This window comes from Serratia sp. AR11 (genome assembly GCF_056376275.1).
In genome coordinates, this window is the sequence record NZ_CM150739.1 from 2,554,712 (window position 1) to 2,569,172 (window position 14,461).

Consider the following 14,461-nt stretch of genomic DNA (forward strand, 5'->3'; position numbering starts at 1 on the left):
GAAGGCGGGAGAAAAATCGCCCCCGCGATCCGACAGGTAAACTGTGAGTTGACCCCATCAGCCGACCCTCAGTTTAGTGATATTTTCATCGTTGTTATCGGCTACGCCATGCAGCGCCAGCCAATGCGTAATTTTGCCGATCTCCAGCGGTAGCGCTTGATCAACGCGGATCACCGGACCGATGGCCATCGGCATGGCACGTTCCGCCAGCGCCCGCAGCTCAGGCAAATATTCTGCGCCGGGGTGGCCTGCCGATCGCTGGCCGAGGCGGGCAGCATAGCGTTCGGCCGCCAACTCCGCGGAGATCTGATTCCACACTTCCAAAACCTGAGTCACGCCCGCTTCGCGCAGGTATTTGCGCAGCAACTCTCTGGGTTGAAAGCCATACCAGGCGTCAATCACATAGATACAGCGCTGCGGTGCCTGCGCCACCATAGACCAAATGGCCTGATAGGCGGCGTAACCTAGCCGACGATTAAGCTCACGATCCACGTTGTCCAGCTGCGCCATAAAGGGTTCCTTGATGCCGTCGAGGCTCAAATAAGGCAGGCCAAAGTGCTGCGCCAGCGCACGAGCGAGGGTGCTCTTGCCAGAAGCCGGAATGCCATTGACCAAAATAACGGTTTTGTCGCCGCTGTCAGTTAGCGCAGTCATAAGATTTCTACCACCTCTTGCCACAGTTTGGCGGCGCGCAGTTTATCGAGCCGCTGTTTGTTGTCCAGTAACTCGACGATCGCCCGGATGCCTTCTTCAATATGCCGGTTGCTGTCCGTTGCGCCGAACAGGATGACAATATCGGCCTTTTCACTGTCCTGAAAGGCGACAGGCTGATCCAGCAGCACCATGCTGAAACAATCTTTGATCACGCCACATTCCGGCCGGGCATGGGGGATGGCAATCCCCTCATCAAACACATAATAAGCGCCATGGGCCAGCGTATTACTGATCACCGCCTGGTGATAGGAAGGGTGAATATAGCCGTTCTCGACCAAAGGCTGTGCCGCCAACTCAATCACCTTTTTCCAGTCCGTTTCCTGCACGCCGACCTGTATTGCTCCGGCCTCGATCAACAGTTGTTTAATGGTCATCATGTTCCCTCAAAGAGACTTCCTGATAATATTGCGCAGCTCGTCCATTTTGATAAAAACCACATCGATTTGCTGACGGTGATTTTTATTTTTGGCATAAATCTTTAATGCCCGATTATAGGCCAGCATTAATGTTTTATGAATTTCGCCGTTTGCCGGCGTGGCTGCCAATTGCTGCTCCAGCAATGTTATTTCGGCTGATATATCATTGGCTTCAGCATCGTTTTGCGCATCAGGTGCGGCCTTTTTATTTCGCTGTAATTTCATAAAATTAAGCATAGTATTCTCCAGCCCCGACGGGCGCCGGGGCACCAGGGTTGTAGGGTTATATTAAAAAGAGAACGGGGCAGTGATTATCTAAACAGGCCGATCTTTTCCGTTAATACCTGGGTGACGGCATTATTGGCCGGGATCAGGAATTTGCGCACGCTGTCATTCACCTTGCCCTTTTCGAATGTTTGCATGCAGCGGCCGACCCATTGCACGTTCATCTCGGTGCCCACATTGACCTTTTCAATGCCGCCTGCCACTGCTCGTCGCATGTCCTCATCGCTGACTCCGGTACCGCCGTGCAGGACCAGTGGGGTACGGGTGGCCGCGGTGATTTCCGCCAGCCGCTGATGCTGGATATGTGCCTTACCGGTGTACATGCCGTGAACGGTACCGACCGAGACGGCCAACATGTCGACCCCGGTTTCATCGACAAAGCGTTTGGCGTCTTCCACCGTGGTAAAGGTGATGTCTTCTTCCGCCACCGCTTTGCCGTCCTCCGAGCCGCCGATAGCGCCCAATTCGGCCTCAACCGAAACGTTGCGCTGGCGTGCAATGTCGATCACCTTGCGGGTATTGGCGATGTTTTCGTCCATTTCCAGGTGAGAACCGTCGTACATCACCGAACTGAAACCGGCGTCGATCGCGGTCACGATGGAGGCGATATCCGAGCAGTGATCCAGATGCAGGCAGGTGGGCACATCTTCACTCTCTGCCAGTGAGCGTACCGAATCAACCAGCAGTTTGTAGCCCAGATACTCGGCGGTGCCGGTTGAAATCTGGATCATCAGCGGGCTGTGGGTGTCCCTGGCCGCTTTGAAAAAGGCCGGCAGCATCTCCAGACAGTGGAGGTTGAATGAACCTATTGCCTTGAAATCACGGGCTTTGGCTACGGACAACAGCTCGTTGAAGTTATAGAGTTTCATGGACTTTTTCCTCATGGTGCTTGGTTGATTTACCGTTAACAAACCACGCAATCAGCGTGACGAAGATGATGAACAGAGCGATGAACAGCCAGTTACCCTGGAAGGCATGCCCCATCACCAGGCCGCTACTGATGACGTCGGAGTCGCTGAAGGTCACGCCGACAAAGCCGTAGCTTTCCAGCATTGGCACCAGAATGGCGGGCAGGAAGGTGATAAACAGGCCGTGGACCACGCCGCCGATCATGGCGCCGCGTCGGCCGCCAAGCGCATTGCCGAAGATGCCAGCGGTGCCTCCGGCGAAGAAGTTGGTCAGCAGGCCGGGCAGGATCATCGCCAGCCCGAACATCGGGAAAACGATCATGCCGATGATGGAACCCAGGGTGGTAGCCAGGAAGCCAACGATCACCGCGTTCGGGGCGTAGGGGAAGAGTACCGGGCAGTCCAGCGCCGGTTTGGCGTCCGGTACGATGCGCATGGCGATGCCGCGAAAGGCCGGGACCAACTCATTGAGCAGCAGACGCACGCCGCTGTAGAGGATAAATACCCCGGCAACAAACTGGATGGCCTGCATAAAGGAGTACATCAGATAATTCATGCCGCCGGCATACTGGGCGATGTACTGCGGGCCGGCGGCCAGTGCGGGGATCAGATACATCGGGATCATCACCACCGCCATCGACAGGTAGGTGTCCTGCAGGAACTTGAAGTTGTCGGGCAGTTCCAGATCTTCGGTTGAGCGGGATCCTTTACCGACCACTTTGGCGACCGCCGCCTGCACCAGATAGCCGATGGTGCAGAAATGCCCCAAAGCGACATCATCCGAACCGGTAATCTTGCGCACCACCGGCTGCGCCAACGCCGGCATTAACACCGCCATCACGCCGCCAAATATGCCACCGGTCAGGATCAGTGGCAGGCCGGTTAGCCCCGCTTTATAGCCGATCACCGCCCCTATGGTGGCCATCCACAGCAAGGCTTGCCCGGTCAGGAAGATGTATTTGAACGGGGTGATACGCGCAATAATGATATTCACCGCGAATATCACCATCAGCGTCATCGCCACTTCCGAGCCGAGTTCGCGGTTGGCCAGACCAGCAATGGCGGCGACGTCGGTGATGTAGCCGGTCATGCCGAAGCCGTGGGTGAAGATGCTGTTCAAATAGGTCAGGGCGCCGACAATAATGTTGATGCCCGCCATCATGATCAGAAAGCCCAACAGGGTTTTAAAGGTGCCCTCGGCCACTTTCCCGGTGGATTTTTTCTGCAGTATCAGCCCCAGCATGGCAATAAAGGCGATCAGGATCGAAGCCTGACCGAGCAGGTCCTTGACGATAAAGTCAATCAGGCTATTCATGGTGGGCTTCCTTCATATCGCGCTCTTTCAAAAAGGCCACAATCTTTTGCTCAATTTCCGCCTTATCGGTGAGCCGGTGGAGAATAATCACCCGTTTCTTTTCTTCTTCGCTGGCGTCGGCATTTAAAATGTCGGCGAAGGTTTTTTGGGTCAGAATAATGTCTGATTTAAAGGCGCTGGCCTCAGAGATAGTGGTGTGATCAATATCTGCCTCAATCTCTAATTTTTTCAGCACCGCTCTTGCGCTCATTTCGATGGCAAAGCTGGAGCCGAGGCCACAGCCACATACGCACAGTATTTTAAGCATGAGTCTCTCCTCAGATTATATTTAATTGCCTGGCGAGTTTATAATGGTGTCCTTCGGTATCAACCAAACGTTTTTGCATGCTGATTAAATCAATAGGGATGGGTTGGTTAGCGGAATTAATAATGACCGCCTTGTTTTTCATGCCGGAGTGAATACAGCGAACCACTTCGCTGGCCATAATAGTGCCCTGATAAATCTCTTCACAGGTAGGCTCACCATTGCGCAGGCCATACCCCATAATGGTTTTACGGATGCGCACACCAATTTTTGGCTCAAGCTGTTTAATCATGGTGTCGATGGCACCCTGAAAACCCGGTGAATATTCTTTGGTATAGCCTTCTGAACATAAAATAATAACGCTATTTTGTTGTTCCAGTCGCTGGCTTATTTTATCTGCCAGTTGGCTTAAGGCATATTGGCATTCCGGGATCAGGGCAAAGTCGGCATTGGATTTGATCGCCGCCTGCAGCGTCAGTTCCCCGCAGTAACCGCCAAGCAGTTCAATCATAAACACCCGTCCGGGCAGGGCGCGCCCGGTGTTACGCAGTTTGGAAACCTCTTTGATCACCTGTTCGCAGGCGGTGGAAAAACCAATGCTGTAAAGGCTGCCAAAAACATCATTGTCGATGGTCATGCCTACGCCAAAACAGTTAACGCCAAATTCACTGAGGGTATTTAAAAACTGTAGCGAACCGTCGCCACCGGCCATAATAAGCACATCAATGTGCAAAGCCTTAAGCTGTTTGCTGATGGTTTCATATTCATTGGCGACCAGTTTTTTGGCCGTGCGGCCGGAAGACATTATTGGCATTGGTGAAATAGCGTAATCAACCAGGTCACGATGACTGATAGCTTGATGATGATTGGCCAATAATCCGGGTATTCCGCCGTTAAACAGAATGATATCTGCCTGCGTCAGTCTCGCGACCTGGAATATAAAGTTATTGATACCGGTGACGTCGCCGCCGCTTATTACCACACCGATTTTCATATGCCTGCTCCCAATCTGTTCCGTGGAGCTCATTGTCATTTTTGGCATCGCTAAAATTTGCAGGCGATATCACAAAACAATCACAAATATTTTCGTGAATGACCTTGATATGCTGATGATGGGTGAGGTTTTTGAGAGGGAGATCTCGTTTTTATTTGGGGGCTATAACCGGGATTTAAACACTATTTATTAATAATCATCACGTTACATTTGAGTTGTTATGAAATTATTTGCCAAGGGGAAAGTGACTCGCCAGGAGGAAATAAGTTTAATGAAGTGTGATTGTTCTCGCATTTTTATCCGACGTGCGGAGATTAACCATAATAAATACGCGGAAGTTTTAATAGCCACGTATTTATTAGGTCATTTAATTGCGCAGGCCACTCAGGCTTTGATTACCGTCAACCCGGCCTGTTCCAGCGGGGCAATCAGCGTGGCGTCGGTCGAACGTTCGACAATAATGCTCTGTGCCAGGCTGAGATCGCCAATCGCATACTGCGAGGCGGCATTCAGCTTGGCGGCAGAGGCCAACACTACGGTTTCGGCTGCGCGCGCTGCCAAAGCGCGTTTGATATAGGCCTCTTCGAGATCGCCGGTGCTCAGGCCGGCGGTCGGGTGTACGCCGGTCACGCCCATAAAGTAGAGATCGGCGCGAATGTGCGACATCGCCTCAACCGCCGCCGCGCCCACGCTGACAATCGAATGTTTGTACAACCGCCCACCAATCAGGATCACCTCAACTTTGGGGTGATCAACCAGGCCGACCGCCACGCTGGGGCTGTGGGTGACGATGGTGGCTTCCAGCGTGGGTGGCAGGTGTTTCACCAGTTCTGCGGAGGTGGTACCGCCATCAATAATCACCACCTGCCCGGGGGCGATCATGGCCGCCGCGGCTTTGGCAATCGCCCGCTTGGCGGTGGATTCCTGCCCGTTTCTTTCGGCAAAGGTGGCAATCGCCGGGGAGACCGGCAGCGCACCGCCGTGTACCCGTTGCAACAGTCCTTCGCTGTCCAGCTCACGCAAGTCACGCCGCAGAGTATCCTCGGATAACCCGAACATCTCACTGAGCTGTTTGGCCACAACCTGTCCGTCCTCGGCCAGTTTTTCCAGAATGATTTTTTTACGTTGGCTGGTGAGCATGGTGTTTTCCCGTTAAATTTCCACTGCACGAAATGCCTTGATCATACACGAAACTGCACGATAGTATCAATTTCCTTTCCTGACCCTGGAGTTGACCAACATGATAACCACCAAAGAACGGGTTCGCATTATCGAAACCCGGGTGTTGTCCGATGACTGGTATCTGCTGAAAAAAACCACCTTTGATTTTTTACGCCGCGATGGCGTATGGCAGCGGCAAAGTCGCGAAACCTACGATCGCGGTGACGGCGCGACCATTTTGCTGTTTAACCGGCAGGCGCAGACGGTAGTGCTGACGCGTCAGTTTCGCTTCCCGGTGTTCGTCAACGGCCACGACGGCATGCTGATCGAGGCTGCCGCCGGTCTGTTGGACAATGCTTCGCCGGAAGAGCGTATCCGCGCCGAAGCGGAAGAAGAAACCGGCTATATCGTGCAGAACGTGCAAAAGGTGTTTGAGGCCTATATGAGCCCAGGCTCCGTCACCGAGAAGTTGCATTTCTTTGTCGGTGAATACCATGCCGCCGACCGGGTCAGTGATGGCGGCGGGGTGGAAGCGGAAGGCGAAGACCTGGAGGTGATTGAACTGCCACTGACAGAGGCCTTGAGCGCTATTGCGCAGGGGACCATCGTCGATGCCAAAACCATCATGCTGTTGCAGTTTGTCGCCCTGAATCACACCCTGAGGAATGTGTTATGAAAGCTCAACTGATTTTGATTGCCGGCCCTTATCGGAGCGGTACCGATGGCGACGCGCAGCGGATTGCTGCTAATTTACAGCGGTTGGAGCAGGCGGCGCTGGAGGTCTACCAGCGCGGTCATGTCCCGGTAATTGGCGAATGGCTGGCGTTACCGCTGGCGGCGGCGGCCGGTTCAACCCAACATGGCGATGCCATTTGCGAGGAGTATCTCTACCCGGTGGCTCATCGGCTGATTGCTCAGTGCCAGGCGGTCTATCGCATTGACGGGGCGTCGGCGGGGGCAGATAACGACGTGCGGCTGGCCAATGAGCGAGGATTAGGCGTTAATTACCGTCTGGACGATATTCCGCAGGTGGCGTTGTAAGCATCTGGAAAGGCAGGCTTTCGCCTGCCTCTGTGGATTAAACCTCGTCCAACACAAATTTCATTCCGTTAATCAGCTTATCCATACCGGCCTCTACCTTGCTGCGCGGACAACCGACGTTCAGCCGCAGGAAGCCACGGCCTTCTTCGCCGTAGGTGAACCCCGGCATAATGGCGACCTTCTCACGCTCGATCAGCACCTGCTGTAACTGTTGGTCGTCAATGCCCAACGGGCGCAGATCGATCCAGGCCAGATAGGTCGATTGCGGCGGTTGCCAGGCCAGTTGCGGGAACGCCTGCTGGAGCCTTTCGGCGACGTAGGTCAGGTTGTCCTGCAGGTAATCGCGCAGCGCGTCCAGCCAGGGTTCGCCGTGGCGATAAGCGGCAATATGCGCCAATACCGCCAACACCGCCGGGGAAGACAGCCCGTCGCGGGCCTTGAGTTGCTGGCTGTAGGCGTCGCGCGCGGCATCATCGCTGATAAAGCCGTAGGCCCCGGTCAACGCCGGGATATTGAAGGTTTTGGAGCCGGAGGTCAGCAGTGCCCAGGGCGTGCTGGCAACCTGGCTCCACGGCGTATGGCGTTGCTCGCCCCACACCATATCCATATGGATCTCATCGCTGATCACCCGCACCTCATGGCGTTCACACAGCTCGGCCATTTGCTGTAATTCCTCTGTGCGCCACACCTTACCGGTCGGGTTATGCGGGCTGCACAGCAGCAGAATTTTGGTTTGCGGCCGTGCCAGCAACGCTTCCAGGTGGGCCATATCACACTGCCAGTCGTTGCCGTCTTTGTGCAACGGGCAGGCCAGCAGTTGGCGCTGATTACCGAGGATCACTTTATAAAACGCGTCATAGGCCGGGGTGTGGGTGACGACGTATTCCCCCGGTGCCGACCACAGGCGGATTAACTGCGCCACCATGTAGATCACCGACGGGCCATACACCGCCATCTGGGTGTCGATGGACGTATTGAAGCGCTGCTGATACCAGTGGCGCACCGCGCCGAGGAAATCTTCATGCTGCCAGCGACTGTAGCCCAGCACGCCATGCTGCAGGCGCTGTTGCAGCGCCTCGAGAATGCAGGGGGCGGTGGCGAAATCCATATCGGAGATGGTGAACGGCAGCAGGTCATCGCTGCCAAAGCGGTCAGCGATATAATCCCATTGCGTGCACCAGGTGCCGTGGCGATCGACCGGGGTGGAAAAATCAAACATTTGACGCTCCCTGCAGGGCCGCAGCAGGAGGCGCTGCCGCTATCAGTGAGTCTAATTCATCTTTCACCGATTGCACCTGCGGGCCGATCACCACCTGCAGATTGTGCTCGTTGAGGTGTACCACGCCGATGGCGCGATTGGCCTTCAGCGCGGCGTCATCCACCTTGCTCATGTCGTCGACCGACAGGCGCAGACGGGTAATGCAGTTATCCAGCGAAACAATATTCTCACTGCCGCCCAGCGCCGCCAAAATAGCCGGTACGTTATAGCCGGATTTGCCGACCGGGCCCGCGGATGCGCTCTGGCTGGCGGTGGTTTCGCTCTCGCGGCCCGGCGTTTTGATATTAAAGCGCTGAATGGAGAAACGGAAAATGGCGTAGTAGGCAGCGAACCAAATGGCCGCGACGATCGGCACCAGATACCACTTGGTGGCGGTACCGTGCAGAATGCCGAACACCACGAAGTCGATGATATTACCGTCGGTATTGCCGATGGTCACGCCCAGCAGCGCCATCACGGTGAAGCCCAGCCCGGTCAGGACGGCGTGAATGAGGTAGAGGAAAGGCGCGACAAACAGGAACAGGAACTCGATCGGTTCGGTGGTGCCACCGACCACGCAGGCCACTACGCCGGAGATCAGCAGGCCCTTAATCTTATGGCGGTTTTCCGGCTTGGCGCAGTGGTACATCGCCAGCGCCGCACCCGGCAGACCGCCGAGGAAGGCCGGCATCTTGCCCTGGGACAGGAAGCGGGTGGCGCTTTCAGCAAAGCCGGTGGTGGTCGGGCAAGAGAGTTGCGCCTGGAAAATGGTCAGCGCGCCGCTCACGCTATGGCCGCAGACGTCCAGCGTGCCGCCCGCTTCGGTAAAGCGGATCAGCGCCACCAGAATATGTTGCAGGCCGAACGGTAACAGCAGACGTTCACCGGTGCCGAACAGCATCGGGCCAAAGGCACCGGCGCTGTTGATCACCCAGCCCAGACCGGTAATGCCGGCGGCGAACCACGGCCAGATCAGCGGGATCACCAAACCACACAGACCCAGTACCAGGGTAGTGACGATCGGCACAAAACGGGTGCCGCCGAAAAATGCCAGCGCATCCGGCAGGCGAATGTTGTGGAAACGCTCATGCAATTGATAAACGATAATCCCGACGATCACCGCACCCAGAATGCCGGTATCAATCGACTGGATCCCGAGAATGTTTTGGATGTTGTTGGCTTTCAGTACCAGCGGATCGGTAGTGGGCAAAATACCGGTGGTGGTCAGATAGAAGTTGGTGGCCAGATTCAGCACCGCGAAGCCGACAAAGCCGGAGAACGCGGCGACCCCTTTGTTTTCACGCGCCATGCCCAGCGGAATGGCGATGGCGAACATCACCGGCAGGAAGCTAAAGGCAAAGGAGCCGATCTTGCTCATCCAGGTGAACAGCAACTGGAAAGCAGGGTGGCCGATAAACGGCAGCAGGGTGATGACATCGCGGCTGCTTAGCGAACTGCCGATGCCCAGCATGATGCCGCAGAACGACAGCAAGGCGACGGGCAGCATGAATGTTTTGCCCAGGCTCTGGAAAAACTCCCAGAGCGTGATTTTTTGTTTTTTAGGTGCTGGCATAACCGGCGGCTCCTGGCGAAAAAACGTGCGAAAGTGGTGTGTACCCCTGTTAGGTAAAAATAAGATAAAACGTTTTACCTAGCAAAAATGCGCCGCTAATCACAATTCCGGCGTGCACTTTACGGCGACAATGGCAAGGCCAGTAAAACGTTTTACTGACCAAACAGATTCGGTATACCATTTGCCTTACCAGGCAGAATGCCCAGGATCGGGCTTGCAGAGGTCATGACCATCAAAAAGATCACCATCACCGATGTCGCACAGCAGGCCGGCGTCTCGGTCACTACCGTTTCGCTGGTGCTGAGCGGCAAAGGGCGTATTTCACCCACCACCGTGGCGCGGGTGAACCAGGCGATTGAGCGCTTGGGCTACGTGCGCAACCGTCAGGCGGCGACGCTACGTGGTGGCGAGTCGGGGGTGATTGGGCTGATCCTGCGTGATATCTGCGAGCCGTTTTATGCGGAAATGACCGCGGGCCTGAGCGAGGTGCTGGAGGCGCACGGCAAAGTGCTGTTTCTGACTCAAAGCGGTCGCGACGGCAAGGGGCTGATGCGCTGTTTTGATACTTTGCTCGAGCACGGCATTGACGGCATGGTGCTGGCGGGCGGCGTACGCTCGGCTGAGGGCCTGAAGGAAAAGGCTGCGGAGCAGGGCGTGCCGCTGGTGTGCGCAGCGCGCTCTAATGGGCTGGAAGGGGTCGACGTGGTGCGGCCGGACAATATGCAGGCGGCTAAAATGGCCACCGAATTTCTGATCAAACGCGGTCACAGCCAAATCGCCTATCTGGGCGGACAAGGCAGTTCGTTAACCCGCGCCGAACGGCTGGGGGGCTTTTGTGCCACGCTGGTGCAATATGGCCTGCCTTTCCGCTCCGACTGGATTGTCGAATGTGACTGCCATCAACGGGCCGCGGCGGAGGCGGCGGAAAACCTGCTACGGCAACATCCCAATATCAGCGCGCTGGTTTGCCACAAGGCGTCGGTGGCATTGGGCGCCTATTTTGGCATTGTGCGTAGTGGGCGCAGCATCGGTTCTGAGGGTGTGGATACCTATTACGGCCAGCAGGTGGCGCTGATTGGTTTCGGCGACGTGCCTGAGGCCGAACTGACCGAACCGCCGCTGACGCTGGTCTCCAGTTCCGCGCGGGAAGTGGGACGCAGCGCCGCCTCACGCTTGCTGCAACGGATTGCCGACGCCGACTTACCGCCGCAAAACGTGATCCTGCCGCCGTTGCTGATCAAGCGCGGCTCGGCCTGACCTCATTGTTGTTCATCCGTGACCTGTTGCTGGATCCAACTGACAAACACTTTCATTGCCGGGGTCATATCGCGTGATTTCAGGTGGGTCAGCCAGTAGCCGCCGAGATCCGCTTCGGCGCTGAAAGGGCGCTGTAACAGACCTTCACGCAGCTCCCGAGCAAACATGCGCGCTGGGGCCAGCGCTACACCGCCGCTGTGGATCGCCCCTTCCACCATCAGCCGGGAAGAGTCGAACACCGGGCCGTTAATCCGCCACGGCGTGACCTGTGCTGCGGTAAACCAGCGTTCCCATTCGTCCTTGCGGTAGCTGCGCATCAGCCGCTCGTGTTGCAAATCCTGCGGACTGTGGAGGCGGGCGGCAACCTCCGGCGGGCACAGCACCGTCAGCGGGGCATCAAACAATTTGAGGTTGTGGGTTGCCGGCCAGCGCCCTTCACCGAAACGGATAGCGAAGTCCATCCCGTCGGCGGACAAATTAACCAGGTTATTGTTGGTTAACACCCGCAGGTCGATAAACGGATGCGACTCTCTGAACGCCGCCAGACGGGGCATCAGCCAGCCGACGGCAAAGGTACCGACCACGGCTACCGTCAGCACCTCATGGAAATGCCCGCCTTCAAACTGTTGCAACACCGATTCAATGCGGTCGAAAGCGTCGGTCAATATCGGCAACAGTGCCTGTCCTTCTTCGGTCAAATCCAACCCACGCGGCAGACGGCGGAACAGCTGAATACCCAGTTGCTGTTCCAGCATACGCACCTGCTGGCTGACGGCAGCCTGGGTGACGCTCAGTTCCAGCCCGGCGCGGGTAAAGTTCAGGTGACGGGCGGAGGATTCAAACGCTCGCAGGGCATTGAGGGGAAGTCGGTTACGCATAAAGTTAGCCATAAGTTTTTCTTTATGCTGGCTGAAATTCTTATCGCTTGTCAACCCAGGGATAAACCCTGATATTTAGCCTGCTGGTGCGGAATTAACGCAGTCAGAAAAGGAATAACACCATCATCCAAGGATATCTTCGCGTCGACAGGCAATAAAATCTTTTGCCATCGGCCGATACCCTGCAAACCAAGAGCTTTCACATGACCAAAATAAATCGCCTGGCGGCCGCGTTGTTGGCCGCAATGATCCTGCCGGCAGGCCATGCTGCCGACAAAGCCGAGATTGACGCCATTATTCAGCCGCTGATGCAAAAATATGGCGTGCCGGGCATGGCCATCGCCGTGTCGGTGGACGGGAAACAGCAGTTTTATGATTATGGTGTGGCGTCAAAACAGACCGGCAAGCCGATCACCAACCAGACCCTGTTTGAAGTGGGCTCATTGAGCAAAACCTTCACCGCCACGCTGGCGGCCTATGCGCAAAATGAGGGCAAACTGTCGTTCGCCGAACCGGCCAGCCATTACCTGCCTGAGCTGCGTGGCAGCGCCTTTGACCGTGTCAGCCTGCTGAACCTGGCGACACACACCTCCGGCTTGCCGCTGTTTGTCCCGGACGAAGTGACCAATGACGCGCAATTGATGGCGTATTACAAAAACTGGCAGCCACCACATGCCGTGGGGAGTTATCGGGTTTATTCCAACCTGGGTATTGGCATGCTGGGGATGATCACCGCCAAAAGCCTGAACCAGCCCTTTGCGCAGGCGATGGAAAAACAGCTGCTGCCGGCTTTGGGCATGAACCACAGCTACGTTAATGTTCCGGCTGCGCAGATGGATAATTACGCGCAGGGCTACAACAAGAAAGACCAACCGGTGCGAGTCACCCCCGGCCCGTTGGACGCAGAATCCTACGGCATCAAATCCAATGCCGAGGATCTGATCCGTTACCTTGAAGCCAACATGCAGGTGGCCAAGGTGGGGGATAAGTGGCGTAAGGCACTGGCAGCTACCCATACCGGTTATTACCGGGCCGGGGTGTTCACCCAGGATCTGATGTGGGAAAGCTACGTTTATCCGGAAAAGTTGACGACGCTGACGGAAGGCAACAACGCCGGGATGATCATGAACGGCACTCCGGCCACCGCCATCACGCCACCGAAGCAGGATCAGGGCGCTGCCTGGTACAATAAAACCGGTTCGACCGGTGGGTTCTCCACCTATGCGGTATTCATCCCATCGAAGAAAATTGCCGTGGTGATGCTGGCCAACAAATGGTTCCCGAACGACGATCGGGTTGCGGCCACCTACCAGTTGATACAGGCGCTGGATAAACGTTAATTAATGGCCTCTCAGGACGCTGTAATGGCGTCCTGAGACGATGACTGTTGCGCCCGCTTTTCCCGCATAAAATCAACAAATACCCGCAGCTTGAGCGGCATATGCCGACTGGCCGGAAAGTAGATGAAAAACCCGGGGAAGTCGCTGCCATAATCGGCCAGTATTTCCACCAGTTGTCCACTGTTTAGTTCGCGTTGCACCGTGCCGCTAAAGCGCTGGGTAATGCCTAATCCCGCCAACGCGGCGTCTTTAATCAGGCGATCTTCATTAAATATCTGGCTGCCGCTGAACTCCAGCATTAATAGCTCTTCATCCTGCCTGAAATACCATGGCTCAAACTTACCGCTAACGGGGAAACGGTAGCGCAGGCAGTTGTGCTCGTACAGTGCCTGCGGCGTCAGTGGTGTGCCGTACTGCGCCAGATAGCCGGGCGTGGCGATAATCATCCGCCGTTGTCCGTTGTCGATCGGCACTGCAATCATGTCTTTTGGCAACATGGCGTGCATGCGGATACCGGCATCGAAACTGTCCAACACCAAATCGGAAAAGTGGTCGTCGGTAAACAGTTCAAGCTGCACCTCGGGGTAAAGCGCCTGAAACTCTGCCAGATGAGGCATCACCAACAGCGAGGCGGCCAACTGCGGCAGGGTAATGCGCAGCAGGCCGGAAGGGTGACCACGCAGGGTGCGAACGTCGTCTGCGGCCCCCTCTATTTGGCCCATCGCCGGTGCCACCCGTTGGTAAAAAAGGCGGCCCTCATCGCTTAGCCGCACCGACCGACTGGTGCGGTTGAACAGCCGTACGCCAAGCCGGGTTTCCAACGCCTGAATGTTTTGCGACACCGCGGGTGGGGTGACGCCTAACTGACTGGCCGCCTGAGTAAAGCTGCCCAGCCGGGCAACGGCTTCGAAAAACGGCAGTAACTGCAACAGTGAACTCATCTATCAGTAATTCCTGCTTAATGATTCATTAAGTAATTGGGTGTTTAAATTTATAATAATCGTTTTAGACTGATTT

16 protein-coding genes are annotated in these 14,461 nt (G+C 55.8%); 4 read left to right on the top strand and 12 right to left on the bottom strand.

All coding sequences use genetic code 11. The features are described from left to right. Positions 1-57: 57 nt before the first annotated feature. The 8 genes from ACSOSI_RS12195 to ACSOSI_RS12230 form a co-directional block, all read right to left on the bottom strand. Positions 58-654, bottom strand: coding sequence for a P-loop nucleotide/nucleoside kinase family protein (locus ACSOSI_RS12195; RefSeq protein WP_261408013.1), 597 nt, complete (start codon positions 652-654; stop codon positions 58-60). After that, on the bottom strand, positions 651-1,088 hold the full coding sequence (locus tag ACSOSI_RS12200) for a PTS sugar transporter subunit IIA (RefSeq protein WP_012144983.1): 438 nt from the start codon (positions 1,086-1,088) through the stop codon (positions 651-653). The genes ACSOSI_RS12195 and ACSOSI_RS12200 overlap by 4 nt, the downstream gene beginning before the upstream one ends. A gap of 9 nt (positions 1,089-1,097) precedes the next feature. Further along, a complete protein-coding gene (locus ACSOSI_RS12205; protein WP_476707157.1) occupies positions 1,098-1,367 on the bottom strand; it encodes a hypothetical protein in 270 nt (89 codons plus the stop codon). Between the two features lie 74 nt (positions 1,368-1,441). Then, entirely contained in the window at positions 1,442-2,284 is an 843-nt protein-coding gene (locus ACSOSI_RS12210; RefSeq protein ID WP_115184764.1) for a class II fructose-bisphosphate aldolase, read from the bottom strand. After that, entirely contained in the window at positions 2,271-3,638 is a 1,368-nt protein-coding gene (locus tag ACSOSI_RS12215) for a PTS sugar transporter subunit IIC (protein ID WP_012144986.1), read from the bottom strand. The genes ACSOSI_RS12210 and ACSOSI_RS12215 overlap by 14 nt, the downstream gene beginning before the upstream one ends. After that, positions 3,631-3,945, bottom strand: a complete 315-nt coding sequence (locus ACSOSI_RS12220) for a PTS sugar transporter subunit IIB (protein WP_012144987.1) — start codon at positions 3,943-3,945, stop codon at positions 3,631-3,633. The genes ACSOSI_RS12215 and ACSOSI_RS12220 overlap by 8 nt, the downstream gene beginning before the upstream one ends. A 10-nt stretch (positions 3,946-3,955) precedes the next feature. Further along, positions 3,956-4,936: a 6-phosphofructokinase gene (locus tag ACSOSI_RS12225; protein WP_476707158.1), complete on the bottom strand. Its 981-nt coding sequence runs from the start codon at positions 4,934-4,936 to the stop codon at positions 3,956-3,958. A 384-nt stretch (positions 4,937-5,320) separates the two neighbouring features. Next, positions 5,321-6,076, bottom strand: coding sequence for a DeoR/GlpR family DNA-binding transcription regulator (locus ACSOSI_RS12230; protein WP_012144989.1), 756 nt, complete (start codon positions 6,074-6,076; stop codon positions 5,321-5,323). Positions 6,077-6,176: 100 nt separating this feature from the next. Here ACSOSI_RS12230 and ACSOSI_RS12235 point away from each other — a divergent pair, with 100 nt between their 5' ends. Both ACSOSI_RS12235 and ACSOSI_RS12240 read left to right on the top strand, forming a co-directional pair. After that, entirely contained in the window at positions 6,177-6,773 is a 597-nt protein-coding gene (locus ACSOSI_RS12235) for an NUDIX domain-containing protein (RefSeq protein WP_375190039.1), read from the top strand. Further along, a complete protein-coding gene (locus ACSOSI_RS12240) occupies positions 6,770-7,138 on the top strand; it encodes an NUDIX hydrolase (RefSeq protein WP_476707159.1) in 369 nt (122 codons plus the stop codon). The genes ACSOSI_RS12235 and ACSOSI_RS12240 overlap by 4 nt, the downstream gene beginning before the upstream one ends. Before the next feature lie 37 nt (positions 7,139-7,175). On the opposite strand, the gene ACSOSI_RS12245 is transcribed toward ACSOSI_RS12240, so the two are convergent. Together ACSOSI_RS12245 and malX are read right to left on the bottom strand one after the other, a co-directional pair. Next, positions 7,176-8,357, bottom strand: coding sequence for a MalY/PatB family protein (locus tag ACSOSI_RS12245; RefSeq protein WP_476707160.1), 1,182 nt, complete (start codon positions 8,355-8,357; stop codon positions 7,176-7,178). After that, positions 8,350-9,969: a maltose/glucose-specific PTS transporter subunit IIBC gene (gene malX, locus ACSOSI_RS12250; protein ID WP_476707161.1), complete on the bottom strand. Its 1,620-nt coding sequence runs from the start codon at positions 9,967-9,969 to the stop codon at positions 8,350-8,352. Before malX ends, ACSOSI_RS12245 begins: the two co-directional genes overlap by 8 nt. Before the next feature lie 225 nt (positions 9,970-10,194). Here malX and ACSOSI_RS12255 point away from each other — a divergent pair, with 225 nt between their 5' ends. Continuing rightward, positions 10,195-11,226 carry a Mal regulon transcriptional regulator MalI gene (locus tag ACSOSI_RS12255; RefSeq protein ID WP_017892712.1) on the top strand — a complete coding sequence of 344 codons (1,032 nt, stop codon included), beginning with the start codon at positions 10,195-10,197 and terminating at the stop codon, positions 11,224-11,226. Between the two features lie 2 nt (positions 11,227-11,228). On the opposite strand, the gene ACSOSI_RS12260 is transcribed toward ACSOSI_RS12255, so the two are convergent. Next, on the bottom strand, positions 11,229-12,116 hold the full coding sequence (locus ACSOSI_RS12260; RefSeq protein WP_012145000.1) for a LysR family transcriptional regulator: 888 nt from the start codon (positions 12,114-12,116) through the stop codon (positions 11,229-11,231). A 191-nt stretch (positions 12,117-12,307) separates the two neighbouring features. Between ACSOSI_RS12260 and ampC the strand changes: the two genes are divergently transcribed. After that, positions 12,308-13,444, top strand: coding sequence for a class C beta-lactamase (gene ampC / locus ACSOSI_RS12265; RefSeq protein ID WP_261098582.1), 1,137 nt, complete (start codon positions 12,308-12,310; stop codon positions 13,442-13,444). A gap of 11 nt (positions 13,445-13,455) precedes the next feature. Here ampC and ACSOSI_RS12270 read toward each other — a convergent pair whose 3' ends face one another. Further along, on the bottom strand, positions 13,456-14,385 hold the full coding sequence (locus tag ACSOSI_RS12270; RefSeq protein ID WP_476707162.1) for a LysR family transcriptional regulator: 930 nt from the start codon (positions 14,383-14,385) through the stop codon (positions 13,456-13,458). Positions 14,386-14,461 lie beyond the last annotated feature (76 nt).

What these genes read in the sequence shown, in the direction of transcription:
- ACSOSI_RS12270 (WP_476707162.1), bottom strand. Translation starts at nt 14,385, where the DNA reads ATGAGTTCACTGTTGCAGTTACTGCCGTTTTTCGAAGCCGTTGCCCGG.
- ACSOSI_RS12240 (WP_476707159.1), top strand. Translation starts at nt 6,770, where the DNA reads ATGAAAGCTCAACTGATTTTGATTGCCGGCCCTTATCGGAGCGGTACC.
- ACSOSI_RS12220 (WP_012144987.1), bottom strand. Translation starts at nt 3,945, where the DNA reads ATGCTTAAAATACTGTGCGTATGTGGCTGTGGCCTCGGCTCCAGCTTT.
- ACSOSI_RS12195 (WP_261408013.1), bottom strand. Translation starts at nt 654, where the DNA reads ATGACTGCGCTAACTGACAGCGGCGACAAAACCGTTATTTTGGTCAAT.
- ACSOSI_RS12205 (WP_476707157.1), bottom strand. Translation starts at nt 1,367, where the DNA reads ATGCTTAATTTTATGAAATTACAGCGAAATAAAAAGGCCGCACCTGAT.
- ampC (WP_261098582.1), top strand. Translation starts at nt 12,308, where the DNA reads ATGACCAAAATAAATCGCCTGGCGGCCGCGTTGTTGGCCGCAATGATC.
- ACSOSI_RS12235 (WP_375190039.1), top strand. Translation starts at nt 6,177, where the DNA reads ATGATAACCACCAAAGAACGGGTTCGCATTATCGAAACCCGGGTGTTG.
- ACSOSI_RS12210 (WP_115184764.1), bottom strand. Translation starts at nt 2,284, where the DNA reads ATGAAACTCTATAACTTCAACGAGCTGTTGTCCGTAGCCAAAGCCCGT.
- ACSOSI_RS12230 (WP_012144989.1), bottom strand. Translation starts at nt 6,076, where the DNA reads ATGCTCACCAGCCAACGTAAAAAAATCATTCTGGAAAAACTGGCCGAG.
- ACSOSI_RS12260 (WP_012145000.1), bottom strand. Translation starts at nt 12,116, where the DNA reads ATGGCTAACTTTATGCGTAACCGACTTCCCCTCAATGCCCTGCGAGCG.
- ACSOSI_RS12215 (WP_012144986.1), bottom strand. Translation starts at nt 3,638, where the DNA reads ATGAATAGCCTGATTGACTTTATCGTCAAGGACCTGCTCGGTCAGGCT.
- malX (WP_476707161.1), bottom strand. Translation starts at nt 9,969, where the DNA reads ATGCCAGCACCTAAAAAACAAAAAATCACGCTCTGGGAGTTTTTCCAG.
- ACSOSI_RS12200 (WP_012144983.1), bottom strand. Translation starts at nt 1,088, where the DNA reads ATGACCATTAAACAACTGTTGATCGAGGCCGGAGCAATACAGGTCGGC.
- ACSOSI_RS12255 (WP_017892712.1), top strand. Translation starts at nt 10,195, where the DNA reads ATGACCATCAAAAAGATCACCATCACCGATGTCGCACAGCAGGCCGGC.
- ACSOSI_RS12225 (WP_476707158.1), bottom strand. Translation starts at nt 4,936, where the DNA reads ATGAAAATCGGTGTGGTAATAAGCGGCGGCGACGTCACCGGTATCAAT.
- ACSOSI_RS12245 (WP_476707160.1), bottom strand. Translation starts at nt 8,357, where the DNA reads ATGTTTGATTTTTCCACCCCGGTCGATCGCCACGGCACCTGGTGCACG.